This window comes from Micromonospora sp. NBC_01655 (assembly GCF_026339755.1).
Taxonomy (GTDB): domain Bacteria; phylum Actinomycetota; class Actinomycetes; order Mycobacteriales; family Micromonosporaceae; genus Micromonospora.
The window spans coordinates 2,937,118-2,962,873 of the sequence record NZ_JAPEQF010000001.1 but is presented as its reverse complement, the minus strand read 5'-3'; the positions used below and the strand labels follow the sequence as shown (position 1 = coordinate 2,962,873).

The window sequence follows — 25,756 nt, the reverse complement described above, 5'->3', positions numbered from 1 at the left end:
GCGGCTGGCGAGCCCGCCCCGGCAACCCGCAGGCGATCCGCCCCAAACGGGCGACACTGCGCTCCACACCATGACCAGCGCAGAGATCGCGTGCGGCGACTGCGGCACCGTGCCGCCGGGCCGCCCCGGCCGGCGACCGCTCTGCCCGGCCTGCAAGCTCAACCGGCGCATCGCCCTGCTACTCGACGACGGCACCGGCCACATCCGTCCCGCACTGCGGCCGCTGGCGACCGCGCTGCGCAACGCCCCGAACCTGTCCACATCACGGCTGTGGCTCTACAAACCCAGGCCGCCGAACTGCTGACCGCGCTCGCTACCGGCCGCGTCCCGCTCAGCCACGACGGCCTCTCCACCTGGCCACGCCCCGGCGCCGCCCGCCACCTACGCCACCGGCTGATCGCCTACGGCATCGTGCCCCCGGTCGACCCGAACCTGGCCGACATCGAGTCCTGGCTGCGCCACCGTCTCGCCCAACTCACCGAGCACCCACACGAGCAGGTACTACGCCAATACGCGCTCTGGCACCAACTCCCCCGGCTACGCGCAACCGCCGCCAGCCGACCGCTGCGCTCCACCGCGAAGCCCTACGCCACCCAACAGTTCACCCAAGCCCAACTCTTCCTGACCTGGCTACACGACAGCGGCGTCGAACCGGCCGCGCTCACTCAGACCCAACTCGACACCTGGTACGCCACCCACCGAGTCCACCAACGCTACCGAATACGCGGCTTCCTCACCTGGGCCACCTCGCACGGCCACCTCCCCCGCGGACTGGTCGTGCACCAGGTCACGTTCAAACCCGGCACCACGATCACCCAGCAACACCGCCTCGAACTACTCCGCCACTACCTCACCGACGACGCCGCGGCGCTACCAGCGCGGGCCGCAGCCGTACTGATGCTGCTCTACGCCCAACCACTCAGCCGAATACACCGACTCACCCACGACGACCTGCTCACCATCGACGGCACCCCACACCTACGCCTGGGCGACCCGCCCATCCCACTACCAACCCCGGCCGCGCACCTACTCCACCGCCTGATCGACGAAGCCGGCCACGGCGGTCAGTGGCTGTTCCCCGGCCGCCTGCCCGACCAGCCCGTCGCCTACGCCACCCTGCACCGCCGACTACGCGCATCAGGATTCCCCCTCGGCGAGGCCCGAATCTCAGCGCTCCGCCAACTCGTACTGCAAGCCCCCCGCACCGGTCTGTCACAGGGCGGCTGACCTGCGCTGTGAGCGGCTGAGCGTGCCCGCTGGTGGGTGCTCGCCGACGCCCGGTCGACGAAGCCTTCACGGAACCCCCTATGGAAGGGGTTAACGCCGTCGGGAGTCAGAAGGCGCCGGCGTCGGCGGCCGGCGCTGACAGACCGCCGAATCGGGCTGACAGACGCGGGGTGACCTGGGCTGTGAGTCGCTGTGAGCGGGGGTCACCAGTCGTCCTTGGACATGAAGTTGATGTCGCCGCCGTAGACGGTGCGGTGGACCGCGTCGTCGATCGCGGCCTGCTCGCGGTCGGCCCGGCTCTGCGCGGCGCGACGTTGCCGCTCGGTTGGGTCGTTCGCGGCCCGTTGCCGGGCGGCTTGGCCCTGTGCGGCGCGGCGCTGCCGCTCCGCCGGGGCCTCGCCGGCGGCCGGCGCTCTGCGCCATCCGTCGCTCCCGCTCCGCCGGCGGCAGCTTCGCCCACCGGGGCCGTATCGGCGCTTGCACGAGGGTCGGTCGGGGCCGTCTGGTCGTGATGCCTGGGTGTGACTGTGGGGTTTTCGTTGGTGGTTGTGGTCGGCTGCAATGGATGCATGTCGTTTCGTGGTCGGTCGGATGCGGTAAGTGGTCGGCGTGGTGTGCCTGTTCCGGGGAGGCGGTGGAGGGTGGCGAGTGGGCCTGCGGTCAGGCCTCGGGCGTTGCGTCCGGCCCAGCCGGCGGTGGCCCGGCTGGAGGTGGTGCCCGCGGGGTCGATCGAGGGCAAGCCCGACTGGGGGCAGCGCCTGGTGGGTATCGGCAGCATCCTGTCGGTGCTGTTCGTAGCCATCGGCTTGTACTTCACCGCCGATGCCAACCGCGAGACGAGCGACGCCAACCGGGAGCAAGAGCGGCTCACCGAGCAGGGGCAGGTCACCGACCGGTTCACCAAGGCGGTCGAGCAGCTCGGCCAGCCTGGTCCTGAGAAGGTAGACGTACGCCTCGGCGGGATTTACGCCCTGGAGCGCATCATGCGCGACTCGGGCGACGACCAGCCCGCCGTCGTCGACATCCTCACCGCGTTCGTCCGGGTCCACTCTCCCGCGCCCGAACGGCTCACGCCGCCGTCTCCCTTGGCGGTCGACATCCAGGCCGCGCTGACTGTACTGGGCCGCCGCGACAGCACCCACGACAACAAGGGTGGTTCGAAAGAACGACTCGACCTCGCCAACACCGGCCTGACCAGGGCGGACCTGGCCGAAGCGAACCTGACCGAAGCGAACCTGACCGAAGCGAACCTGACCAGGGCGGACCTGACCGACGCGAACCTGACCGACGCGGACTTGCGCGCCGCGATTCTGAGCGGCACGGACCTGACCGACGCGGAGCTAGACGGCGCGGACCTACGCGGCGCGATCGTCTACGCGAACCTGACCGACGCGAACCTGATCAGCGCGGACCTGACCAGGGCGGACCTGAGCAGTGCGCGGCTGACCAACGCGAACCTGACCCGCGCGGACCTGTCCACCATAGATCTGAGCGGCGTGTACCTGAGGGGCGCGAACCTGACCCGCGCGAACCTGAAGGGCGCGGACCTGACCGGCGCGGACCTGACCAGGGCGGACCTGACCGGCGCGTACCTGACCTGCGCCCGGACTGATGACCGCACCCGGTTACCCGAGGGGGTGGCCCGGCCGGCACCGTGTGACTGACGCCTACGGACCCTGCGCCCGATACACCAAAAGGAACGTTTCTGCGGTTCGGCATGACGGGTGGTGGTGGCCGGGCGCAGGATGTGGCCATGGCCAAGAGTGGTGGCGGGAAGTCGTCCGCTGGTAGCGGCAAGGCTGGAAGGTCGACTGGCGGCGGGGGCAAGTCGTCGACGCCGATGACGCCGGCGGCGGCGGCGCGAATGCAGTCCGCTGGGGACAAGAACCCGGACAGCCTGACCGGCCGAACGGGCGCGGCGAGGCGGGCGCAGTCCGCGGCGGCGAAAAACGCCGAGAGGTAGCCGGCGAGGTTCAGCCGGCCGGCGGGCGGGGTGGGGGCAAGGTTGCCTTGCCCCCGGCGGTGAGGCGGGCGCGGATGGCGGCGAGCCGGTCGTCGAGGGCTGGAACCTGGCCGCGGCGCTCGTACGGCATCGGAGTGCCGGCGTGGCAGTGTGGGCAGTGCTCGCCGGCGTACCAGTCGGGGCCGGTCGGGTCGGGGCGGGGGTAGGCGATCGCGCAGGTGTCGCAGGCGAGCAGGTGCTCGTGGTCGTGGTCGTCGCCGAGCTGGGTCGGGCTGGTGTGGCGGCGGGCCAGCCAGCCTAACCTGGCCAACACTGCGGCGGCCTGGTCGTCGCGGCGGGCCTGGTAGTCCTGGAGTGCCGCCTGCTGAATCTGCGACCAGGTCCTCACCGGAGGTTGACCGAGCTGGTCGATGACGTGCCCGTCGAGCAGCCGGCCGACGGCCAGGGTGGCCGCGGCGGCGCGCAGCCGGGGGTGGTCGCCGTGGTGGTGGGCGGCGTCGAGCAGCGGCTGGGCCTGTCGTGTCCAGGCGGTGGCGTGCCGGTCGGTCAGCGCCTGGTGGGCCTGGTCGACCAGGTTCGGGTCGTCGCGGTCGGCCCACCAGTGCAGGAGCGCGTCGACGAGCTCGGGGTCGTCGTCGAGCAGCGCGGGCAGGTCGGCCGGGTACCAGTGGGCGACCAGGTCCCCGGCGGACGTACCCAGGAGTTGGGTGACCAGGTCGGCGGCGTCGCGGATCGTGTCGAGCTGGTCGACGCGGTCGTGGCGGGCGGCGTCGGCGTCGGCTGGTCGTGGTGCTGTTGGGCGCGGGCCTGCGCGGCGATCCGCCCGGCGAGCAGCTCGGCGAGACTCACCCGGGCGGCGGCTTCGCCGGGCAGCAGCCACACCGGGTCGCCGGTCACCGCGGCGGCCGGGTCGCGGACCAGACCGCAGGCGGCCACGACGAGGGTGCGAGCGTCGGCGATGTCCCGGCCGGCCTGGCCGTACGGGGCGACGTTCTGGCCGAGATCGTCGTCGTCGATGACGGCTCCACTGACCACACCCCCGAAGTCCTCGACCTCTATCAGGCCACCCCCGGTGTCCCACTACGGGCCGTCCGGCTGCCCGCACACGCTGGCGCTCACGCCGCGCGAAACGCGGCGGTGGCGGCGGCCTCGTGCCGGTGGCTGCTCTTCGGCGACGACGACTGCGTCTTCACCCCGCACGTCGCCGCTGGTGCCGCACACACCATGCGCGTCGTGCGTGAACAGGACCGGGACGCCGGGGCGGTAATTCTGCCGTTCTACTACCGGGCGCTGCGCCCGTACCAGTCCCGTCCGGTGGCAGGGATCGGCCGGCTCGACCCAGCACAAGCCCTGTTCACCACGCACTTTCACACCTGGCCCGCCGCGTACGGCGGCACCCCGCCACGGCTGGACTCCCCCGCCGGGATCGTCGCGCCGCTTTCCGTCGAGCTGATCGGTAGCACCGCGCTACTCGACGCCGATGCGCTGCGTCGTGCCGGCGGGTTCGTGGACCTGTCGAGCTGGGCCAGCATCCGGCCGTCGGCGGGGCCGGCTCGACCTGATACGGGAGCCGGAACCAGAACTCCCGGTCCCCTGCCGCATTCGTCGCACGCCCAGGCGTATCGCCTCAGGAACACGCCGTCCTGGTCGGAGTACGACGGGTCCTGGACGTCGATCCCTGAGCTTCCGCAGGCGCACCTGTGCAGCTCCATGTAGAGGAACTCCTCGCTGGGGGTGCGGGCGAGCACCGGCAGTGCCGAGCTGATGCGCCCGTGCTCGTCGAACGCGATCTTTATGCGGTTGTCGATGTCGTAGAGCGTCACCGTGCGCGGCGGCGGCCCGTCCCGGAACTCGCCCCAGCCGATGCCGCCGTCCGTCCGCGCGGGGCGTCCACCCTCGTCCCGGGCGAAGACGGCGTCGAACGCCAGGTCGCCGTCCTTGCCGGTCGGCGACAGCCCCCAGTCCGCGAGGCGCGCCAGTCCCTGCACGGCGGCCCACGGGTCGTGGACCGCCTTCTCGCGCAGCAGGCCCGGCAGCAATGCGATCGCGTCGGCGACGGTCAACGGCGGCAGCTCTGGGTCCAGAAGGAGCACGGTCACTCCGCTCGAGCCGTTGCTGCCGACGTAGTACGGCCCGCGGCCGGTGATCTGCACCGCTGCTTCACCGAGCTGGTGCGCCGCACCGGAGGCCCAGTCCACCGGGTCCAGAGGCGTGGGCGGGAACAGCACGGTCCGCCCGGTGAGCTCCGGGATGCGGTGCTGCTCGCCGTGCGTCCGGAGCTGGTGCGAGACCTCGTCGCCGTCGTCGTAGCTCCATCCCGGCCAGAGCTCCCGGCGGTCCGGATGGAAGATGCCGATCAGGTGCGGCACCGCCTCGACGACCCGTGAAGGATCCTCCTCAGAGGTGGCCCGGAAGACCCCGTTCGCCGCGTCGACGAACACGGTCGGGGTGTCCAGCGGGTCCAGCAGCCGCTGGAACTGGGCCTGCCGGAGCAGGGCGTACAGCGCGCCCCGGTTCGCCAGCGGCTGCAATGACGCCCAGCCGTAGCCGCGGGCCCCGTACTCGCGGCGGTGGACGCCTGGGCGTGCGCCTGCAGCGAGGGGACGAAGTCGGCCAGCCCCGCGAACGCCGGGTCGACGACGACCGCCGGGAGCGACCGGGCCGCCCAGGCACGGACCCGGCTCAGCGGGTGGTCCGGGAACATCGTGTCGTAGATCGGGTCGTCGAAGCCGTTGTACGGCACCGCCGACTCCAGGCCGGGGTCGTACGGGTGCGGCGGGTACAGGTCCCGCGACATGCCGAGCTGGGCGACGAGCCTCGCCTCCCGCATGCCGGTCGTGCCGGACTCGGCGGCGAAGTACTGCAGCAGGGCGAAGCCCGACGCCTTGGCGACGTACACGCTCGCGGTGTAGACCATCCCCGCGGTCGGGACCCCGGGCTGAGTCGGGGCCGGGAATTTCGCCAACTGGTACACCGCCGGGACGTCGCCGCCCAGCTGCACGGGGACAGCCTCGATGAGGCAGCCAGACGCGGCGTACTCCCGGGCCAGGTTCCGCTGCATGGCGGGCACGTCCTCCAGCCAGACCGGCTCGTTCAACGGCGACCCGGACAACGAGCCCCTGATCATGTCTCCGCTGCGCGGGTGCCGCCACGTGGCCGGTTCCTCCTGCCGGAACCTGGTCGTGTCGAAGCCGCTGATCATGTTCATCCCTCTCGGCCCCACCCGCTGGCGCTGGTCCGCCTACCGCGTCGTTCTCCACGAACCCAACAAGACCCAGCCGACAATCCGGGGACCAGAATCCGCGGGAGTCCGGACGCGACGATGCGCGCACCGCCGGAAACGGGATGCCCGTAACCCACGAGATCATCCGGCCGGGTCCAGGAACGGACGAGACCTGAGATAGCCCCTGTTGCTCAGGTGCGAGAGCTTCGCGCGACCTGCCCGGGCCTCAGCAGAGTCCTGTCGAAGTCGCCGAGACTGAGGCTGATCAGATCGCTCGCAGGTCGCGGTGCGCCCGGCCTGCAGACGAATTCGATCGAGGCCCGTGCGCTTCCGACCACCTGCTCGCCGTCCCACACGTCAACCGACTCGCCCTGCTGGAGCACGCCGGTCTCGACGCGGCCGACGACGACCGTCCTGCGTCCGGTCAAGGTGAAGATGTCCTCGATCCTCAGGGCGAACCCCTGCTTGCTGGCCTCTGCCGACATACCCCCATCCTGACAAGCCGCAGGGATGCGAGCCACCCCAGTTCGAGCTCGAGCAGTTTCTCCACCCGCCGCGTCGAGACTCCGAGTAGATACGACCGCTAAGCGACTGTTCGAGGTCGGGAGCCCGGTGGCCGCGCTGGAAGCGCCTGAGGTCTTCGTCTGGGACGACTACGTGGTCACTCTGTGGACCTACTACGAACCGGTGACTAGTCAAGCGATCCCACCCGCGGACTACGCCAGAGCGCTCGAACGTCTGCACGCCGGAATGCGCCGGGTCGACCTGCCCACCCCGCACTTCACGGACCGGGTTTCCGAGGCCCAAACGCTCGTGGCGGACCACGACCGGACGCCGAAGCTGGCCGACGCGGACCGGATCTTTCTCGCCGACACGTTGGACCGCCTGCACCGAGCGGTCAGCGATAGCGGCCGGCCCGAACAACTCCTGCACGGCGAACCTCACCCGGCCCGCCGCCCCGCCAGCAGGACACCAGTTGGCGGACCTTCCTCCGCAACCAGGCAACGGGCCCCGCACCGGCCGAGGTACGCCAGCGACCCGCCGCCCGGGGCCTGTTCGCCCAGGTCACCCGCGACTCCCGCGCCCCAGCCACCCTGACCCAGCTCGCCTTCACCCTCGGGGTGGACTGAACGGTGACCGGCCCACACCTGTCCCTGGCCCAGATTCGCAACCGACTGAATCCCGCAGCCCGAAGCCGGAAAGCTTGAACCTACCCATCAGTAAGTTTTCGGCTGGGGACGGCTACTCGAGCGGGGGCCTCGAACGTGATGACGTTCTGCGACTCCGTCGGCCTGGGCCTGCTCGCCGGCGCCGCCCACGACCTCGCGGTCCACGGCCAGCGCGTACACCTGACCGGCACCGCCAGCCTGAACCTGATCGGCTTCGACGAGCGCTTCGACGCTGACGGGCCCAGTTGTCCAGCAGCCGTCTCGCCGTGTTCGGGGTCAGTTCCCGGCGCCGGCCAGGCGGATCGCTGGGATGCGAGTCGCTGCGAGGGTGGACAGGGTACTGGCGGTGGTGACCAGCAGTACCGCGGCCAGGGTCAAGGAGCTGATCAGGGCCCAGGGCACCTCGGCGTGCCAGTGGCCGGTAAGGTCGGCCAGTGAGCGGCTGACGCCGTAGATGGTGCCTGCGCCGGCGAGTCCTCCGAGTGTCAGGCCGATCCCGACCACCGCCAGGCTCTCCAGGAGGGCGGTGCGCACCACCTGGCGGCGGGTGAGTCCGGTCAGTCGGGCGGCGGCGAACTCGGCCCGCCGGTCGGCGGCCCCGATCATCACGGCGTTGACGACGGCGATGGCCGCGTAGAGCGTGCCGGCTCCGAGCAACGCCAGCAGCACGGCGTTGCTGTCGCGCCGCTGACTGCGGCGGAAGTCCTCCAGCCAGTCCGCGCGGCTGGTTACCTCGCCGAGTCCGGCGGCTCGGATCGCGGCGGCGACCTGGTCGGGCTGGTCGGTGCGTAGCCAGTAGCCGGTGCCCGCCTGTTCGGTGCCCATGGCGGCGGGCACGAACATGCCGATGTCGTTGAGGACCGGGGGCAGTAACGCCACTACCCGCAACCGTCGGCCGTCGGGGGCGAGGAGCTCGTCACCGAGGCTGAACACCCGGCCGGGCGTGGCGTTGGCGCGCACGGCCACCCCGTCGCCGACCACTGCGGCGAAGTCCCCGGCGGTGACCTCGACCCGGTGGGTGGCCTGGTAGGCGGCCGGGTCCACGGCGATCGCGGTGGGATTGTCCGGGCCGAGGTTGACCCCGGCCTCGGCGGATACCGCCCGCATCCCGGGCAGGGCGGCCAGTTCGGCGCCGACCGGCCGGTCCGCACGGACCCGTAGTTCCCCGGTCAACGACTCGGTCCGCTCACGGAGCATTGCGGTGGACACCGTGTCAACGCTGCCGGCGAGTCCACCGACGATGGCGACGAGCACGAGCACCGGTGCCGCGATGGACGAGGTCCGGCGGACCCCGGCCCGCAGGTTGGCCATCGCCAGTTCGCCGAGCGGGCCCCGGGCGATGACGCCGAGTACCCGACTGGCCAGCGGCACCACCAGCGGCGCGAACGCGTTGAGTGTCACGGCCAGGGTCATGCACAGCCCCAGGTACAGCGGTAGCGCGTAGTCGGCCGGCACGCTCGGCGCGCTGGCAACGATCGCGACCGTGCCGGTGAGGAACAGTCCGCCGACCACCCAGCGGGACGCGGTCATCACTCGGCGGGCGGCGCCGGTCTCGCGGAGCGCTTCGAGGGGCTCGACCCTGGCCGCCCGTTGCGCCGCGCTGAACACCCCACACAGTCCGACCACAACCCCCACTCCGACGGACACCACCGGCGTCCAGCCCCGCCAGGGCGCGTCGAAGGAGTCCGGCACGAACTCGAAGGACCGCAGCACTGCGAGCTGGCCACGCAGTACCGGTTCGGTGCACGCGATCCCAGCCGCCGAGCCGAGCAGGCCGAGGATCAGTGCCTCGCCGAGCAGCAGCCGGCGCAGTTGCCATCGGCTGCCACCATTCAGCCGCAACGTGGCCAGTTCGGTCCGGCGCTGTGCGACGGTGAACGCGAAGGTGGAACCGACGACGAACACTGCCAGGAATCCGGCGATCGTCAGCACCATCGCCAGCAGGGAGCTGGTTCCGTCGTAGCCGGCGCGCAGCCGCTGGACCTCGGTGGCCGACAGCCCGGCGGGTAGCACCGGGTCCACCGCGGCCATCAGCAGGAGCAACGACGAATGTACGAGGGCGACGCCGAGGGCCACGGCCACGAAAGCGCCCGCGAACAGTTGCCACCGGGCGCGGAAGGTCTGCCACGACATCTGCAGCATCAGACCGTCACCTCGAGCTGGGCGAGCCGTGCGGCGACCTGGTGCACGGTGGGCGAGGTCAGGCCATCGACGATCCGACCGTCGGACAGGAACAGCACATGGTCGGCGCTGGCCGCCGCAGCCGGGTCGTGGGTGACCACAACGATGGTCTGCCCCTCCTCGACGAGCTCCCTGAGCAGGCCGAGCACCACGCGGGTGGACCCAGTGTCCAGCGCCCCGGTCGGCTCGTCGCCGAACAGCACTGCCGGTCGGGTGATCATGGCCCGGGCCAGGGCGACCCGCTGCTGCTGCCCGCCGGACAGTTCCCTGGGCAGGTGTTTGAGCCGGTCGCCGAGGCCGACCCGGGTCAAAATCTCCCGCACCTTCCGGCGGTCGGGCCGTTGGCCGGCCATCCGCAGCGGCAGGGCCACATTCTGCTCCGCCGTCAAGGCGCCCATCAGGTTGAAGCTCTGAAATACAAATCCTATTTTGGTACGCCGCAGTCGGGTCAACTCGTCATCACTGGCCCTGGTGATGTCCTGCCCGGCCAGGCTCACCGTGCCGGACGTGACCCGCTCCAAACCCGCCGCGCAGTGCAGCAGCGTCGACTTGCCCGAACCCGAGGGGCCCATCACGGCGGTCCAGGTACCGGTAGGAAAGCTCAGATCAATCCCGTCGAGAGCGCGAATGGTGGTGTCGCCCCGGCCGTACACCCGGTGCACGGCGCGGAGTTCGACTGCGTGTGTCATGCGCGCAGCCTGCCCGACGATCGGCCCGAACCGCATCAGGGGACGCACCCGCAGCCGACCCTGAGGACCGACCCGGCGATAGGGGACGACCACCGTCCCCGCCCCGCTGTGGCTCGACGAGACACCGGTCGAGCCCGCGATCGGCATGACCCGGCTCCACGGCCAGCCGCTGATCGAGGCCGCAGACCAGCTGGCCGCCCTGCGCGCCCTTGCGCACGCCACCACGCAGCTGCAGGCCGTGCCCCTGACCGGCCTGATGGCCGGACTTCCTCGGATCGACACCGGGGAGCACTACATAGTCCGCCTGACGCAAGCGTGGCCGGAGCTGCTGGCCAGCCGGCCCGACGACCCGCTCACCCCCGTCATGCAGCAGCTGCTCGCGGCATGGCAGCGCAGCGGGGACGCGGACCTGGTCACCGCGCCAGCCACGCCGGTACTGTCCCGCGGTGATGCGAACCTGCTCAACTGGATGACGACCGACGACAGCGCCGCCTGTGTCGACTTCGAGTACGCCGGCTTCAGCAACCTAGCCTTCGACGCCGCCGACCTCATCGAACACATCTCCGGCCGCGCGGTCCCGGACAGCAAGTGGACCCAGCTCCTGCCCGACCTCGGCGTCACCGATGCCAACCGACACCTGTTCGCCGCGAACCAGCGCACCTGCGCCCTACGATGGCTGGCGGTCTTGTGGAAACAGCGCGACCGCCGCCGCGAGGAGTTCACCATCCAGCACGAGCGAGTCGACATGCCCTACAGCAGCGCCAACCCCTACGCCTGACCGCCAACCTCAAGACCCGGCCAACCGGGTTCACGCGGACCCCAAAGTCCCCTGCGAACGCCTCCTCCCAGGTAGGCAGCACGTGCGCACAATCGTGAGTCGCCGCCAGGTCACGAGCCGCCTGCGCCATCCTCTCCAGACACGAAGGATCCTCGCGCAGCAACACGACCCGGTCGGCAAAGCGCCGGGCCACCGCAGGGACCGCCGGGTCCCCGTCGATCAGAAAACCCGTCACGTCGTCCACGACCCGGTCCGACAGCGCGCCCGCCGGCGAGCACACACACATCGAGTGCGGGTGGCGGCGAGTGGGCCGATATGCCATCCTTGTCCCGGTTGTGATGGGTCTAGCTCGGGTCAGTGTGTGTATTCCAGGGTGGTGCGGGACAGGTGGCGGAGCGTGTCGGCGAATTCCGTCGGGTTGAGGTTCTGCAGGTGGGCGAGAAGGTCGTTGCGGGTCTTCTCGGCTAACGTGCTCGAACTTGAGAACCACGAACTGCGTACCGGCACCGCCAGATCGGGCCGCTTGGTCGCCCTACCTTCTGGCAGGAACCAGCTCCCGGACTGAGGCGTCACCGAGATGCTGGAGTCCGATGTCTAGGAGGCAGACCGGCTCAGCGTGCGGGAACGACCGTACTCGGCGAGGGCGCGAAAAGCGGCCTTGGGTGTCCATGAGCCGTCCGGCAGCACTCGCACAATCCCACGCGCAGCCAAGTCGTAGTCGTGCTCAGGATCGCCGGTGGTCGGTAGGTGCCGATTCGCGAAGGTGTACACGAACGCCGCTTCCACTCCGCCAACCTCGTAGTCGCGCAGCAGGTCGACGATGTAGCGCGCTTGGCCTTCCTCGTCGCGCTCCAACTCCGCAGTCAGCTTCACGGCACGGCCATGCTCGTCGAAGGTCACCGGCTCGGCCCCGCCCGCCACGTCGGGGGCGCCGCGGAACGTGCAGCAGCCGAACTCGGTCGCAGCGTACGGCTTGCCCTGCCCCACCGCCGCCGCCAGGGTCTGCGGGAACACCGAGGAGTTGGTCGCGTCGCGGTAGCCGGCGTCGCTGGCGATGATGTCGAACTGGGCCCAGTCGACGTCCTCGAGCGGGATCGAGGCGTATCCGACCAGGCCACCGAACCGCTCGCGCACCGCGGGCACCGCCTCGGCGAAGAAGTCGCGCACGGCGGCCCGGGCGGCCGGGATCGCCTCCCTCATCCGCATCGGATCGGTGAACAGCGCCATCCGCTCCGCCAGGTCCCGGCCGGGCAGGAAACCGTCGGTGAACATCGAGATCTCCGAACCGGCGAGATACACGACCGAGGCGCCGCCGCGCCGCAGCCGTTCGGCCCGCTCGGCGCCGTCGAGCACGAACGCCATGAGCCCGTCGCGGTCGAGGCCGTTGGTGAACGGGCAGTACCACACCTCAAGCCCAATCTCGGCCGCGAGCCGCGCGGTCAGCTCCAGCCGGTCTTGGACACCGCCGGTGATACGGACCGCGTCGCAGTGCAACTCGTCGCGGATGACACGCAGGTCGTTCCGCACCGTGTCGGGGTCGAACGGCTCATGAGTGGTGGATCCGGCGCTCACGAAGCCGGTGTCGTAGTTCATGCCGAAGACGCGCATCAAGAGTTCCTCTCCCTCTTACGGTACGTCGCGTACCCTATAGGGTACGTCCAGTACCCTACAAGGCATGAGCACGAGGCGCCGGGGCGAAGAACTGGAACGGGCGATCCTGCACGCCGCAGCGGACGAACTACGCGAGTCCGGCTACACGGGCATGACGATGGACCGGGTCGCCGCCCGCGCCGGGACCAACAAAAGCGCCATCTACCGCCGATGGCCGCACCGGGCAGCCCTCGGCATCGCGGCGTATCGCCACCTGTCCGACGCCGCCATGCCAAACCCCGACACGGGCACCCTGCGAGGCGACGCACTCGAGATGCTCCGACAGGCCAACCAGACATGGTCGTCGCCACACGGAACAATCCTGCGCGGTCTGCTCGCCGCCGCAGCCGACGACCCCGAGCTACTCACCCTCATGCGCGAACGGTCCGGCGCAGACACCATGGACCGCGCTTGGCTCGGAATGCTCGAACGGGCCGCAGCCCGCGGCGAGGCGCCGGCAGCGGCCGCCCATCACCGGGTGGCGACGACACCGACAATGCTGCTACGCGCCGAGTACGCGATGCGCGGTATCCCCTCGGTCCCCGACGAGGTGCTCGTCGAGATCGTGGACGAGGTGTTCCTCCCCCTGGTACGCGGCCGCGGCTAACGCAGCACCTCGGCCGCATCGGCACGGCGAATGACGAAATCGAACTTCGCCAAGGTCGCGCTGCTACCACCGGTGCACACTCCACGCCGGACAAACGGCGCTGGAACAGCACTTGACGTCAGAACCCGCCGGGATAGGCGATCGGCCGGAGCGCCGACGCAACACGCTGGAACTTGACAGGGAAGTGGGATACCCGTTTCACGACGACGGCTTCTGGGCCGACCTGCGGGCGAACAGCCCTGCGGAGTGGGCTGACGCGGTCGCCTTCGACCGCGCGATCCGCAACGGCTCCGCGAAGGCCAACGTGGAGGGGCACCCGCTGCGTGGCAGTTCTTCTTGCACAGCGCCCGGGTGCCGCTAGACGAGGTGGTACTGCGCCCACGCCCTCCGGTGGATGCGCCTGGCTGTGGGCCGTGGACCTGCAGCACGACGCGGCGGCACCCGCCGCCGCGGGGCCTGGGGAGGTGGCGTGAACGTTGCACACGCCGCCGCACCACGAGTCAGCTCGGTCTGCACCGGCTACGGAGGACTTGACCTGGCCGTCGAGCTGGTGCTCGGCGGCCAGCTCGCCTGGTACGCCGAGACCGACCGGCACGCCGGCACCGTCCTCGCCCATCACTGGCTCGGCATCCCGAACCTCGGCGACATCCGCACCGTCGACTGGGCCCAGGCCGAACCGGTCGACAGCCCGACCGCCTCGCCGCCGCCGGCGGCCCCGACCAGGTCGAGTTCGCCACGAAACCGGCCCTGGCCCGGCAGATGATCGCCGCCGTGCTCGACGCCGGTGTCCCCGCCGCATTCGTGACCGGCGACGAGGTTTACGGCGCCGACCCCGGCCTACGCGCTGACCTCGAGCACCGCGGGATCGGCTGCGTCCTGGCCGTCGGCAGTGACCGACGCGTGGCGGTCAACGACGGCCGCACCCTCGTGCGTGTCGACGAGGTCGCTGGGCGGATCCCCACCCGTGAGTGGCAGCTGCACAGTTGCGGGCCGGGTGCGAAAGGTCCCCGCGACTACCTGTGGGCCTGGGTCACCACCGCCACCAGCCGGGGTGAGTATCGGTGGCTGCTCATCCGCCGCAACCGCACCACCGGCGAACTGGCCTTCTACCTGTGCTGGTCACCCCGGCAGGTGCCGTTGCACACCCTCGTGACCGTGGCCGGTGCCCGCTGGAGCATCGAGGAACTGTTCCAGACCGGCAAGGGCCAGGTCGGCCTGGACCACTACCAGGTCCGCGGCTGGACCGGCTGGCACCGATTCATCACCCTGGCAATGCTCGCCCTGCCGTCCTGACCATCCTCGCCGCCACCACCGCCCAGCAGCCCAACGCCGACCCGGAGATCATCGCGTTGACCGTCGCCGAAATCCGCCGACTCCTCAACGCCTTCGTCCTCACCCAACCGTTCCCGCCAGCGCACACCCTGCACTGGTCAACCTGGCGCCGAACATCCCAAGCCCGAGCCCGACGGTCCCACTACCAGCGCAGACTCGGTCACCACAGCAGACCAAAGATCAGATGACGTTGGAGTATTAGGAAGCGTTCAGGACCAGGGATCTCTTCAAGATGTGCGCGAAACTGCGCGCGAAGGCAGGCATCAGATCGCGACGCCGCAGCTTGGCCGCACGGTGTGCAGTTCTCTACAACCAGTCCCACTGACTCGCGCTCTGGCCCGGTTTACGCTGAGCCCAATCCCAGGTTTCGACGAGATAACGCCTTGGCGTTGTCCTCGTCGCCGGTTCGGCGCTGGCGGAGGGCGGCCTGGACCCCGGCCTGGAAGCGGGTGTGCGCGCCAAGTTCGCTCATCAGGACGGCGATGCGGCGCTGGACGGTCCGGGCGCCCACGCCGATCTGCCGGGCGATGGCCTCGTCGGTGAGCCCGGAAAGCAACAGCATGATCAGGCGATCTTCGTCGAGGACGGTGGCGGTGCGCTGCCGTCCGTTGGGCAGGTGCAGCGGGACGGCCCTGTCCCAGAGGGTGTCGAACAGCTTGCGCAGCGCATCGAGCAGCGAGCACGGGTGCACGATGATGGCCCGCTCCCCGCCACCGCTTTCGCCACCGTCCGGCAGCGGCAGGACTGCCAGCTGGTCGGCAAGGTAGAGCCGCACGGGCAGTTCGGAGACCACCCGGACCTGCTCGCCGGCCCGGATCAGGTCCTCGATGGCGGCCAGGCCACCGGACTCCTCGACTGCCGCCCGGTCGTAGACGCGGCGGCACGGCACCGCGGCGGAGACCGGATCGATCCCGTCGACACCGGCCCGATGGGAGAACGGCCCAGTTTCGAAGCAGCACAGCTCCTGGTGTGCTGACCGGTAGACGTGGGTAACGGCCTGCCGGACCGCCAGCCTGCCGATGATCAGCTCCACGACGTGCGATTTCCCACCAGCGCGGGCATTTCGGTAGGCGTCGGTGAGGTGGCCGATGTGCTCGTGGACCCGTTCCAGCGCGGCCTCGCGGTCGTCGAGCAGCTGCACGGCGGTGTCGGTGGCGTTGGCCGAATAACGGGCCGGCGAACCGGGCAGGACACTGGCCAGCCCGGCCGCTTCGAGCCGGGCCAGCGCCACCGCCAGCGGAGCCGGTCCTGGCCAGAGCGGGGCAAGCTCGGCCAGGGTCGCGCCCGGCCGTCCGACCAGGATCTCGTACGCCCGCTCCTCGGCCGGGCCGATCACGCCGCCCTCGGCAGGGGCGGCCCGTCCGCGGTCAGCCAGTCGCGCTGCACCGCCTGGTATCCGGCCTTAAAGCGGGTGGTGGCGCGGGCCACGAGACCGAGCTCTGCCAGGCGGCCGAAGTCGGCCCCGGCGATGAATTCCTCCGGAATATCGCCGGGACGCGCAACAAGAGATTCATAAAGCATTTCCTGGGCGCCGGAGAGGCCTAGCGTCGATAAATGAGCTTTCACTCTCGTGTTTACCCTCCAGCAATGAGCCCGTAATCGCGATGATGCTAGGTATACAACTACCGGCCGCGTGGCGCCAGCCCTGGTCCACCAAGTGAGAGGGCAGGACTTCCGCAAGGTAGTCATATGACCGTCTTAGGTAATTCTGAGGAGTTGTAGGGATCGCTGGGGTTGGCGGTTGTTGCGGCGTAGAACGTGGGCGATGGTGGTGGTTGCCGGTCAGGCGGAGCAGGCTGATCGCGGTGTTGGCGAGCCGAACATCATCGGCGGTAACGCGCTCGTGGAGTCGATTACGCCCACCGGCAAAAGTAGGACGCCTTTTATGATCTTGAAGATCTCACGAGCCAGGTCTCGCTTCACGTAGCGCAGGATCTCGCGTTTGGTTCACCCCTCGGACGTTCGTTTCTCCACGTAGGCCCGGGTGCGCGGGTCGGCTCGTAGCCTGGTCAATGCGATGCGGAACAGAGCGGCGTTGGCCTGTCTGTTGCCGCCACAGTCGAGGCGGCGGCGCTGGGTCCTGCGCCACGAGCGTTCGACCGGACTGACGCCGCAGAGGGTGGCGAAGGAGGCTTCTGCGGTCAGCCGCTCGGGGTTGTCGCCGGCGGCGATGAGCAGGACGGCGGCACGGTCGTGGCCGACACCGAAGAGGTCGAGCAGCCCCGGGTGCTGTGTCGGTGACCGCCGCGGGCGGGAGCCGCTCCAACTCGCGGATCTCAGCGGACAGGTGCCGAAGGTGGATATCGGCGATCGCGTCGTGTGCTCGACGCCACGCTGCGGCGGTCGACTATGCCGGTGCTCGCCGTACTGGGCAGGCAGGACGTCATGCTCGACGCCGAAGGGTCGGCGGCTGCTGGGCGCCGTGCCGCACGCCGACGTCCGGCTGCTCCCGGAAGCCGGGCACCCGCTACCCGACCAGACGGCTGCGGTGCTGGACTTCCTGCGGAAGTGAGGCGGTCCGGTCGTCGGCAGCGATCCAGCCGCGCTGAACTGCCTGGTAGCCGGCCTGGAAGCGGGTCGTGGCACCGAGGCGGGTGAGCAGCTGACGGATGTGGCGGCGCGTGGTGCCGACGTGGTAGTCGAGGTGTTTGGCGATGGCCTCGTCGGTCAACCCGGACATCATCAGGGCCAACAGGTCGCGTTCGAGACCGGACGGCGCGTCGGCGTCGGGCAGTTCATCCAGTCTGATCCCCACGCTCAGTGGGACCGCCTGTTCCCAAAAGCTCTCGAACAGTGCCGTCAGCGCCGCGAGCAGCACCAGGTCGTGTACCAGCAGGAATCTGTCCATCTCGAGGGGACGCAGTCGCAGCGGTACCATGGCGCGCCGTCCGTCGCAGATCATGAGTTTCATCGGTACGTCGGTGACCCGGACCTCCTCGCTGGCTTCGATCGAGGCGGCGATGTAGGCGAGCGAGCCGGGGAGGGCGAGGCTCTCCCGGTCGTAGAGGGTGCGGACACGCACGCCCCGTCGCGGGGACACGAAGTTGGCGGGTTGTTTGCGAAGGCCGTTGAGATACGGCGGCGCGTCGCAGATCAGCACCTCCCGTTCGGTGTGTCGCACCAGGTCTTCGAACATGGCGCGGGAGGTTTCCGGGCTGTGGGTCACCTCGACCAACGCGGTGCTGTCGCTGGCGGTGACCCGCTTCTGTCCGGTCATCTGGTCCAGCCGTTGCCGCAGTTCGTAAAGGCGCAGGCGGTGGCGGGCGATGTGGGGTCCGAACGCGGCGTCGGGCGGCGTCACCCACCAGCCCGGTGGTTGCCCGGGCAGCCGGGTGACCAGGCCGAGCTCCAACAAACGCGCGAAGTCATCCGTCCCCGTGACCTCCGCCGGCACGCTGACCGGGCCGGCCACGAGTGTCTCGTAGAGCGCCTGCTCGGTTTGCGACAGACCGAGTCCCGGTAACGGGTACCGCACCTCCTGCATGCCCTCATCATGCCGTTGACCAGCCGGTCTGCAAAGGCGAGGCGTTCGCGGTGGCCCGGTTCACTTCCCGCCATGTCGACAAGTGCATTGGGCAGATTCCTTCCCCGAGACCAAGACCTTTTGCGAGACTGCCCGCGGACGTGCACCCCTCGTACGTCTTTGCCATCCTCATCCCCCTTCGGAGGAATTGGTATGCATAGCGTAATCCGCTGGCGAACATGGCGCGGCCCGGCCGTAAGCGGTCTGGCCGTCGTCGCTGTCGCCGCCACCACCGTCGGTGTGACGCCGCTGGCAAACGCCGCCCCGACGGCGGCCACCACGACGACGCCCAGCGAGACCGCGACCCCGACACCGGGCGGACCCGGCGGGACCAGCGCTGTGATCACGTTGATCTCCGGTGACAAGGTGCGCTACACCGAGGGTCCGGACGGTCGTGGTACGGCCACCGTAGTCGGTGGGTCGACCGGTCCGAACGCGTCCCGGTCGTTCCAGGCGTACTCGGACCCGACCGGCGTGTACGTGATCCCGCAGTCGGCTCAGGGCCTGGTGGCTTCCGGTGTGCTGGATCGGGAGTTGTTCGATGTGCAGTATCTGGCCCGTAACGGGTACGGCGACGACAAGGCGACCTCGACGCCGGTGATCGTGAGTTACACGGCGGGCGCGGGCACGTCGGCTCGGGCGGCGGCGAGCCCGTCGCCTGCGGCGTTGCCGGGTGCGGTCAAGCGTCGTGACCTGCCCAGCGTTTCGGGTGCGGGGATGGCGGTGGACAAGGCCAAGGCCGCCGACTTCTGGTCGACGCTGACCGGCACCGCCACCGCCACCGCGAAGACCAGCGCGCCCAGTGCCACGGCTGCGGGGCCGAAAACGTTGGGTGCCGGGGTCAGCAAGGTGTGGCTGGACCAGCGGGTGCAGGCTGACCTGTCCGAGAGTGTGCCGCTGATCGGCGCTCCAGAGGCCTGGGCCGCCGGGTTCGACGGCACCGGGGTGAAGGTCGCGGTGCTGGACACCGGGTTCGACGCCACCCATCCGGACCTGCAGGGCAAGGTGGTGGGGTCGAAGAGCTTCGTGCCGGGTGCATCGGCGGTGACCGATGGGCACGGGCATGGCACGCATGTGGCGGCCACGGTCGCCGGCACCGGTGCGGGTTCCGGCGGTACGCGTAAGGGTGTCGCTCCGGGTGCGGACCTGATGATCGGCAAGGTGCTCGCCGACGACGGGTTCGGCGACATGTCCTGGATCATCGACGGGATGGAGTGGGCCGCGACCAACGGCGCCAAGATCGTCAGCCTGAGCCTGGGCGGCGGGCGCAGCGACGGTACGGACCCGGGCAGCCAGGCGGTCAACCGGCTCACCGCTGAGACCGGGGCGCTGTTCGTCATCGCCGCCGGTAACGACGGTAGGGCGTCCAGCATCGGCTCGCCGGGCGCGGCGGATGCCGCGCTGACCGTGGCCGCGACCGACAAGAACGACCGGCTGGCATCCTTCTCCAGCCGTGGCCCGCGGAGCGGGGACCGGGCGCTCAAGCCGGACATCGCCGCCCCGGGTGTCGCCATCGTCGCCGCCCGGGCGGCGGGTACCACGATGGGCACCCCGGTGGACGACCTGTACACCTCGGCGAACGGCACGTCGATGGCGACCCCGCACGTGGCGGGCGCCGCCGCCGTCCTGGCGCAGCGGCATCCGGACTGGACCGCCAGCCAGCTCAAGCCGACGCTGATGAGCACCAGCAAGGACGCCGGGTACACCGCCTACGAGCAGGGTGCCGGCCGGGTCGACCTAGCCCGCGCCATCCGCCAGCAGGTCACCACCAACACGGTGAACCTCGACTACGGCCTGGTCACCCCCGACGCCCAGCCGCGGGTGGACAAGCAGCTCACCTTCAGCAACCCCACCACGGCGCCGGTGACCCTGACCCTGACCCTCAAGCTGCGCCGGGCCAACGGTGACGACGCGAGCAGCGGGCTCACCGCGCCGGCCACGGTCACCGTCCCGGCGGGCGGCAGTGCCCAGGCGACCGTCACGCTGGACACCAGCGTGGTCGACGACGGCAGCTACACCGGATCGGTCGTGGCGGTCGAGGAGAGCACCGGCACCAGGCTGACCCTGCCGGTCAGCGCGACGCGCCGGGGGCCGTCGCGCCAGATCACCGTGACCATCACCGAAGGTCCGCAGCTGCGCCTCGGCGGGCAGGTCATCTGCAGTTTCGGCAAGCTGAACGACGAGGGCGGCGGCGGCCGGGAAAGCTACACGCAGGTTCTCTTCTCGAGCAACGGCGTGGCCACCGGCACCGTAGACGTCCCCGAGGGCGACTACCACTTCTACTGCAACGCGCCGGGGGCGTTCGCCACGGGCTCGTTGGAGGCCGCGGTCTGGATCGAGGAGCCGCAGTACACCGTCGCCGGGGACGCCACCATCGAGTACAACCTCGACACCGACGTGGTGCCGATCAACAAGATCAACACGCCGCAACCCAGCGAGGTCGTACACAACCTCATAGCCAGCAGCTACACCACCGCCGCCGGCCTCACCTACGCCAACTACTTTGTCACCACGACCGGCTTCGGCTACGGCCTCCGCCTCTTCGCGACACCCACCAAGACCACGGCGACCATCGGTAAGTACCGATTCTGGTACGAACAGGTGCTCGCCGCACCCGAGGCGGCCATGACCGTGAACGGCAACGGGAAGGCCCAGGTCAACCCGCTGTACAACAACGACAGCGAGCTGGTCGAACCGTGGAATCTGACCTCGCCGAGGCTGCTGAAGTTCGAAACCGACCAACGACTCAAACTGGCCAGCTACGACGACGTGCTCGGCGGTAAGGACGTGCGCGGCAAGCTGATCCTGCTCGAAACCGCCAACGCCACCACCGCAGACGAGTACTGCGCGGCGCAGGAGCGCAGCGCCGACGCCGGTGCGGCTGGAATCCTCAACCACAACAAGGATCCGTTCTATAGTCGAATGATCGGGAGCTGGTTCGCCCAGTACTGCGGACAGCGCCTGCCGTTCCTCTGGCTGGACGGGCAGCAGTGGAAGCAGGTCGCCGACGTCCTCGCCGGTGCGAGCGCGCCCTACGTGGACATCAAGGCGCAGATCGCCAGCCCGTACGAGTACAAGTTGCGCCCGTTCTACTCCGACAAGATCCCCAGCACGTTGGTCACCAAGGTGCGGCACAAGGACCTGGTCCGGGTGAACACCGAGCAGCACGTGCAGTTCCCGGTGGAGAAGAACCTGCCGGTCATGTCCGAGGTCAACCACACCTTCGGCCCAGACGACACCTTCAGCTTCAACGCGGGCCACGTCTACCAGGCACCCATCAACCGGGTTGACTACTACAACGTGGTCGGGCCCGACATTCTCTGGAAGCGCAACTTCGTCCTCACCAATCCGGCCACCGGCATCACGCGGACCATCAACGCACGCAACAACGGGTTCCTCAAGTCCGAGACGCGGGTCGAGAAGATCAACCAGGCACCGTACGTGTTCGGGCAGCCCGACTTCGGCTACCGTCCGTTCGAACACCAGTGGGCTGGGTTCTGCACGGTGTGCCGCCAGACCGACACGCTCGGCATCTACCAGTGGGCGGTGTCCGCAGCCGATCCGGGGCTGGCCACCGGTGACGTGCCGCTGCGCCGGATGGAGGTCTCGCTCACCCGCGACGCGGTCCCGATCACACCGATGCCGTCGTCGTTCCCGGCATACACGCAGTACGCCCTGCCCGCCGAAGCCGGCACTTACCAACTGAAGACCGTCTCCTACGACGACTTCTCCGGACAGCACCTGGCCGAGCGGGTGACCACGGACTGGACGTTCCGCTCGCAACGTGCCGCGGTCCAGACCGTCAAGAAGCCGGTCTACTGCTCGTCGGCCGAGCTCGGTCAGGCCACCGGCCCGTGTGAGTGGCAACCGCTGATCCAGCTCAGCCACGACTTCGACCTAGCCCTCAACGACACCACGAAGGCCAACCAGCTCTACCGGTTCGACGTCACCGCACGGCACGTCATGCCGAACGCACCCGGGATCACCGGACTGCGCAGCTGGGTCTCCTACGACGACGGCAAGACCTGGGTCGCGGCGCAGGTGAAGAAGAACCGCGACGGTAGCTGGCAGGTGCAGGTCAAGCACCCGAAGCTGGAGAAGACCACCGGCGCGGTCTCGGTACGCACCGAGGCGTGGGACAGCGCGGGCAACCGCGTGGTCCAGACCATCGACCGGGCGTACGGCCTCACCGCCTGACACTCGCGCAACTGGTCCGACCCTTCCCGAACCCTGCACACCAGGCCGCCCTTCACGCCACCGGCGCGGAGGGCGGCCTCCTGCCTGCCCACGGTGCACGTCCGGTGGGTCGATCCGTACCCCCACCGGACAACCCACCGAGCGCCCGAGGCCGATACCACCGCCCCGGCATGGGGCGATGGCCTTCATGACGCGCTGCTGGCCCTGGTCCGAGCGGGTGTGCCACTTCGACACGATCCTGCCGCGACGCCTGTACCTGCTGGTGGTCATGGAAGTAGCCACCCGACATGTCCACTTCCTCTGCATCACCGCGCACCCCACCGGCCTACGCGGGCTGGCGGTCGGCCGGGACGCCTAGGCGCAGCAGCGGCAGGCAGGAGAGGAGCAGGCCGACCGCACCCACCCACAGGGCCACCCGGGCGCCGGCGGCGGCCCCCAGCACGGTGCCCAGCAGCGCGCCCAGCGGCATCGCCCCGCCGAGCAGGAACCGCATGGTGGCGTTCATCCGGCCGAGCAGTTCGGGCGGGCACAGCTGCTGGCGCAGACTGAGCCATTCTCGGTAACGTCTCGTGACGGTGGGTGATTATGTGGTTCGGCTCTGATCGACGTGCAGGAGCACGAGTGCGGCAGCGACGATTTTGCCGATCTGGCTGGGGTCGAGGCTGACGCGGCGCAGGGCTTTAAAGGTCATCTTGAGCAGGGCGTTGGCTTGTTCGGCGCGGGCTCGGGGGTGGGCCTGTAGCCAGTTGAGCTGCTTCTGGGCGTCGGTTAGTTCGACGCCCTTCGTCTTCTTGATCGGGACGGTGACGATGGTGGCTTCGCCTTCGTAGCCCAGGTCGGCCAGGGCGTGCAGGCCGTCGCCGGCCCAAGCCGTCAAATCGGGCAAGATCTGCGGGTGGGCGCGTGCGCAGGTCGTGTCGTGTGTTCACGTCCTGGGCGGACGTCGGAGGTCCACAGCGGCCACCCGTCCGGTGACGACACGACCTGGATGTTGCCGCCGTGGTGGTGATGCTTGCCTGACCACCAGAGATCCACGCCGGGGGTCGGTCCGGGCGCCGCGCACCGGTCGGTGTAGATGAGCGTGCCGTCGATGTTGACGTGAGGATGTCCGGCGATCTTCGCCGCCAGCAGGGCCGCGTGCAGGGACGGCTTGAGGCCGGCCAACACGTCGATGCCCTCGTGGAGGCAGCGATAGACGTTCGGGACCGAGATCGCGTTGTCGACCGCCAGCTGCCGCACTCGGGTGCCGTCGAGAAACCACCGCATGACCAGGACCGCCTGTTGGAAGCACGTCAACGCCCGACGGCCACGGCGGGTTCCCAGACGCTGGCGCCGGGCGTGGATCAAGGCCGACACGAACAGGACGGTCTCCTGCCGTGCAGGAAGCACACAGCTATATGTGACACTGGCAGACACGTGAGGCCTCTGTGGAGTTGATCAGTGAGATGACCACTTCCTACAGGGGCTTCACTCCTTTTCTGGCGCAGCGCGACACCGTCGGCGTGTCATTCACCGCCTACAACCGCCAGTCACACACCGTCACGCCTGGTTACCGAGAACAGCTCATTAACCCGCGCTGGCACCCAGTGGCACGGAATCCCGGCCGACACAGGCAGAAAAATCTTGGCCAGCAGGCTCAAGGCCAGGTTCCCGGGCAACTGGGCCACACCCGGCCAGTCCAGCGCATTCAATCGGCCGCCCTCCTGATTGACGCTCAGCAGCAGCGGGAGCGAACCTGCCGAGCTCTCACTCGTTCTCCGGGTGAGCTGATCCAACCGGGCCGGGCTGCCGACGATGGCCTTACTGATCCAGCCCGGCTCCGTGATGACCGGGCCGTGCGGTAGCGGGATGCAATCGTCGGGACGTAGCGACATCCGGCCAGGACGCACCAACAGATCGATCTCAGACGAATCAACGCCGCCCTGATGGCACGCGGCAGCAGCCGCAGAGTCCACCCCCAAGACCCCCTACAAGTGGATCTCCGACGGCGCCGTGCCCCACGGCGACATCCCCGAACTCGTTGTCGAGGTCCTGTCCACCCAGCTCAAGACCGACGTGGCGTTCGAAGATGTCTGGGGCACGACCGCCCCGCGTCCGCGTTCGGCGCTGCCGGCAATCACGCGATGGATCTCCCCTGGGACAGCAACGGACTGCTCAGCCTCGTAGGAGGACCCGTGCTGACCCGTCGCACCGTCATCGCTGTCACCGGCGCCGCGCTTACCGCCCCCGCCTGGTCCGCGCTCCACCAGCCCGCCCCGGACCTGGTCTCCGCCGCCCGGAAGGGCGGGCCTGTCAGCTCCCCCCTGCTGGACATGATCGACACCGTCGTTGCCCACGCGCAGCAGCTCGACGACCATCGGGGCGGCGCCGCCCGCGACTTCGTCAGCGACCAGTTCACCGCCGTGGAACGGCTCCTGCGCCGCGCGCCCTACACCGCCGCAGCCGGCCGCCGGCTCGCCGCAGCCCTCGCGCAGCTCGCCCAGACCGCCGGATTCATGGCCTCGACGCCCACGAAGACGGCCTCGCACAACGCTGGTACCTCTCCGCCCTCCGCGCCGCGCGCACGGCCACCGATCCCGGCCTCGCCGCCAGCGTCATGGCCTGAACCTGGCTAGACCAATGGGAACAAGCCGTACGCCCCAGCGCCACGTGGTTCGACACAAAGCCTTGTGCACTACGACGGAGACGAACTGCCCGGCGGAGACGGACTGCCCGGCTGGGACCTGCGGATCGACGCCAGCCCCAGCCCTGATCAGAACGGCTGGGTACCGCCACTGGCCCGAAGCTCGCCCTCACTCTTCACATCGATGATGTAGGCCATACCGTCCGAGCCCTTGCAGCGGATCGACGAGCCCTGCCGGTTGGTGAGGCCACCCTCGCATTGAAGAGTCCCATCCTTACCGAGGTCGCGCTTGACCGCAGCGGCCCCGTCCTTCTGCAACTGCTCGTTGGACCAGTCGCCCTCGTGCCCGCCACCACAGCCCGCGAGGACAAGGGCCACAGTGACGGCGAGGATCACGCGGGGTGTTCTCATAACAGCTCCTTGAGACGGGGAGGCTGACCCTACGTGTCAGGTCCGACATGACCGGGCGCCTCGCATCCCGCATCAGGGCGCCCCACGACAGACACCGCTGCTCGTCGTCAACCGCGGCCCGACCTTGGCCGCCGCGGCTGAGGCGACGTGGCGCAGGTCGTATTCATCTCGTCGGCCGTCGGG

The 25,756-nt window shown here is 69.5% G+C and carries 24 protein-coding genes and 2 pseudogenes; 11 read left to right on the top strand and 15 right to left on the bottom strand.

Features of this window, described 5'->3' with window-relative positions:
* The first annotated feature begins 70 nt into the window (after positions 1-70).
* The 3 genes from OOK41_RS13970 (at position 71) to OOK41_RS13960 (ending at position 2,891) form a co-directional block, all read left to right on the top strand.
* Positions 71-304, top strand: a complete 234-nt coding sequence (locus OOK41_RS13970; protein ID WP_266268066.1) for a hypothetical protein — start codon at positions 71-73, stop codon at positions 302-304.
* Positions 271-1,227 (top strand): hypothetical protein, encoded by a 957-nt coding sequence (locus OOK41_RS13965; RefSeq protein WP_266268065.1) that lies wholly within the window; start codon positions 271-273, stop codon positions 1,225-1,227. The genes OOK41_RS13970 and OOK41_RS13965 overlap by 34 nt, the downstream gene beginning before the upstream one ends.
* A gap of 695 nt (positions 1,228-1,922) precedes the next feature.
* Positions 1,923-2,891 (top strand): pentapeptide repeat-containing protein, encoded by a 969-nt coding sequence (locus OOK41_RS13960; protein WP_266265184.1) that lies wholly within the window; start codon positions 1,923-1,925, stop codon positions 2,889-2,891.
* Between the two features lie 309 nt (positions 2,892-3,200).
* Here OOK41_RS13960 and OOK41_RS13955 read toward each other — a convergent pair whose 3' ends face one another.
* A complete protein-coding gene (locus tag OOK41_RS13955; protein WP_266265183.1) occupies positions 3,201-4,070 on the bottom strand; it encodes a hypothetical protein in 870 nt (289 codons plus the stop codon).
* On the opposite strand from OOK41_RS13955, the pseudogene OOK41_RS32045 reads away from it, so the two are divergent.
* Positions 3,977-4,378 (top strand): annotated as a pseudogene (locus OOK41_RS32045) (glycosyltransferase); the annotation flags it as partial. The gene OOK41_RS13955 and the pseudogene OOK41_RS32045 sit on opposite strands and share 94 nt — an antisense overlap.
* 179 nt (positions 4,379-4,557) lie before the next feature.
* Here OOK41_RS32045 and OOK41_RS13950 read toward each other — a convergent pair.
* From OOK41_RS13950 to OOK41_RS13935, 5 genes are all read right to left on the bottom strand, one after another.
* Positions 4,558-5,655: a DUF6882 domain-containing protein gene (locus OOK41_RS13950; RefSeq protein WP_323136259.1), complete on the bottom strand. Its 1,098-nt coding sequence runs from the start codon at positions 5,653-5,655 to the stop codon at positions 4,558-4,560.
* Positions 5,547-6,392, bottom strand: coding sequence for a hypothetical protein (locus OOK41_RS31900; protein ID WP_323136165.1), 846 nt, complete (start codon positions 6,390-6,392; stop codon positions 5,547-5,549). Before OOK41_RS31900 ends, OOK41_RS13950 begins: the two co-directional genes overlap by 109 nt.
* A 212-nt stretch (positions 6,393-6,604) precedes the next feature.
* Positions 6,605-6,898, bottom strand: a complete 294-nt coding sequence (locus OOK41_RS13945; protein ID WP_266265178.1) for a hypothetical protein — start codon at positions 6,896-6,898, stop codon at positions 6,605-6,607.
* A 960-nt stretch (positions 6,899-7,858) separates the two neighbouring features.
* A complete protein-coding gene (locus OOK41_RS13940) occupies positions 7,859-9,724 on the bottom strand; it encodes an ABC transporter permease (RefSeq protein ID WP_266265162.1) in 1,866 nt (621 codons plus the stop codon).
* The gene (locus tag OOK41_RS13935) at positions 9,724-10,452 is read right to left on the bottom strand and encodes an ABC transporter ATP-binding protein (protein ID WP_266265159.1); all 729 of its coding nucleotides are present in this window, start codon (positions 10,450-10,452) and stop codon (positions 9,724-9,726) included. Before OOK41_RS13935 ends, OOK41_RS13940 begins: the two co-directional genes overlap by 1 nt.
* A 106-nt stretch (positions 10,453-10,558) precedes the next feature.
* On the opposite strand from OOK41_RS13935, the gene OOK41_RS13930 reads away from it, so the two are divergent.
* Positions 10,559-11,230, top strand: coding sequence for a phosphotransferase family protein (locus OOK41_RS13930; protein WP_266267823.1), 672 nt, complete (start codon positions 10,559-10,561; stop codon positions 11,228-11,230).
* A gap of 594 nt (positions 11,231-11,824) precedes the next feature.
* Here OOK41_RS13930 and OOK41_RS13925 read toward each other — a convergent pair.
* Positions 11,825-12,838, bottom strand: a complete 1,014-nt coding sequence (locus OOK41_RS13925; RefSeq protein WP_117672531.1) for a hypothetical protein — start codon at positions 12,836-12,838, stop codon at positions 11,825-11,827.
* Between the two features lie 67 nt (positions 12,839-12,905).
* On the opposite strand from OOK41_RS13925, the gene OOK41_RS13920 reads away from it, so the two are divergent.
* The 3 genes from OOK41_RS13920 to OOK41_RS13910 all read left to right on the top strand — a co-directional run bounded on the left by OOK41_RS13920 (position 12,906) and on the right by OOK41_RS13910 (position 14,780).
* The gene (locus OOK41_RS13920) at positions 12,906-13,487 is read left to right on the top strand and encodes a TetR/AcrR family transcriptional regulator (protein ID WP_266265157.1); all 582 of its coding nucleotides are present in this window, start codon (positions 12,906-12,908) and stop codon (positions 13,485-13,487) included.
* A 469-nt stretch (positions 13,488-13,956) separates the two neighbouring features.
* Entirely contained in the window at positions 13,957-14,250 is a 294-nt protein-coding gene (locus tag OOK41_RS13915) for a hypothetical protein (RefSeq protein WP_266265156.1), read from the top strand.
* Positions 14,148-14,780: an IS701 family transposase gene (locus OOK41_RS13910; protein WP_266267822.1), complete on the top strand. Its 633-nt coding sequence runs from the start codon at positions 14,148-14,150 to the stop codon at positions 14,778-14,780. Before OOK41_RS13915 ends, OOK41_RS13910 begins: the two co-directional genes overlap by 103 nt.
* Before the next feature lie 382 nt (positions 14,781-15,162).
* On the opposite strand, the gene OOK41_RS13905 is transcribed toward OOK41_RS13910, so the two are convergent.
* The 4 genes from OOK41_RS13905 to OOK41_RS13890 form a co-directional block, all read right to left on the bottom strand.
* On the bottom strand, positions 15,163-16,050 hold the full coding sequence (locus OOK41_RS13905) for a hypothetical protein (protein WP_266265155.1): 888 nt from the start codon (positions 16,048-16,050) through the stop codon (positions 15,163-15,165).
* A gap of 101 nt (positions 16,051-16,151) precedes the next feature.
* Positions 16,152-16,385 carry a hypothetical protein gene (locus OOK41_RS13900; protein WP_266265153.1) on the bottom strand — a complete coding sequence of 78 codons (234 nt, stop codon included), beginning with the start codon at positions 16,383-16,385 and terminating at the stop codon, positions 16,152-16,154.
* Between the two features lie 381 nt (positions 16,386-16,766).
* Complete coding sequence (locus OOK41_RS13895) at positions 16,767-17,405, bottom strand: transposase (RefSeq protein ID WP_266265152.1); 639 nt, start codon at positions 17,403-17,405, stop codon at positions 16,767-16,769.
* Entirely contained in the window at positions 17,287-18,303 is a 1,017-nt protein-coding gene (locus OOK41_RS13890) for a LuxR family transcriptional regulator (protein ID WP_117672538.1), read from the bottom strand. Before OOK41_RS13890 ends, OOK41_RS13895 begins: the two co-directional genes overlap by 119 nt.
* Before the next feature lie 192 nt (positions 18,304-18,495).
* Between OOK41_RS13890 and OOK41_RS13885 the strand changes: the two genes are divergently transcribed.
* Together OOK41_RS13885 and OOK41_RS13880 are read left to right on the top strand one after the other, a co-directional pair.
* Positions 18,496-22,539, top strand: a complete 4,044-nt coding sequence (locus tag OOK41_RS13885; protein ID WP_266265150.1) for a S8 family serine peptidase — start codon at positions 18,496-18,498, stop codon at positions 22,537-22,539.
* 178 nt (positions 22,540-22,717) lie between these two features.
* Positions 22,718-22,897, top strand: a complete 180-nt coding sequence (locus OOK41_RS13880) for a hypothetical protein (RefSeq protein ID WP_266265149.1) — start codon at positions 22,718-22,720, stop codon at positions 22,895-22,897.
* Here OOK41_RS13880 and OOK41_RS13875 read toward each other — a convergent pair.
* The 3 genes and pseudogenes from OOK41_RS13875 to OOK41_RS13865 all read right to left on the bottom strand — a co-directional run bounded on the left by OOK41_RS13875 (position 22,865) and on the right by OOK41_RS13865 (position 24,494).
* On the bottom strand, positions 22,865-23,044 hold the full coding sequence (locus OOK41_RS13875; protein ID WP_117672542.1) for a hypothetical protein: 180 nt from the start codon (positions 23,042-23,044) through the stop codon (positions 22,865-22,867). The genes OOK41_RS13880 and OOK41_RS13875 overlap by 33 nt on opposite strands.
* Before the next feature lie 78 nt (positions 23,045-23,122).
* A pseudogene (locus OOK41_RS13870) lies at positions 23,123-23,928 on the bottom strand (transposase family protein).
* Positions 23,929-24,068: 140 nt separating this feature from the next.
* A complete protein-coding gene (locus OOK41_RS13865; protein ID WP_266265145.1) occupies positions 24,069-24,494 on the bottom strand; it encodes a hypothetical protein in 426 nt (141 codons plus the stop codon).
* A 219-nt stretch (positions 24,495-24,713) separates the two neighbouring features.
* Between OOK41_RS13865 and OOK41_RS13860 the strand changes: the two genes are divergently transcribed.
* The gene (locus OOK41_RS13860) at positions 24,714-25,154 is read left to right on the top strand and encodes a hypothetical protein (protein ID WP_266265144.1); all 441 of its coding nucleotides are present in this window, start codon (positions 24,714-24,716) and stop codon (positions 25,152-25,154) included.
* 137 nt (positions 25,155-25,291) lie between these two features.
* Here the strand turns inward: OOK41_RS13860 and OOK41_RS13855 are convergent, their stop codons facing one another.
* On the bottom strand, positions 25,292-25,573 hold the full coding sequence (locus OOK41_RS13855) for a hypothetical protein (protein WP_266265143.1): 282 nt from the start codon (positions 25,571-25,573) through the stop codon (positions 25,292-25,294).
* Between the last annotated feature and the right edge of the window lie 183 nt (positions 25,574-25,756).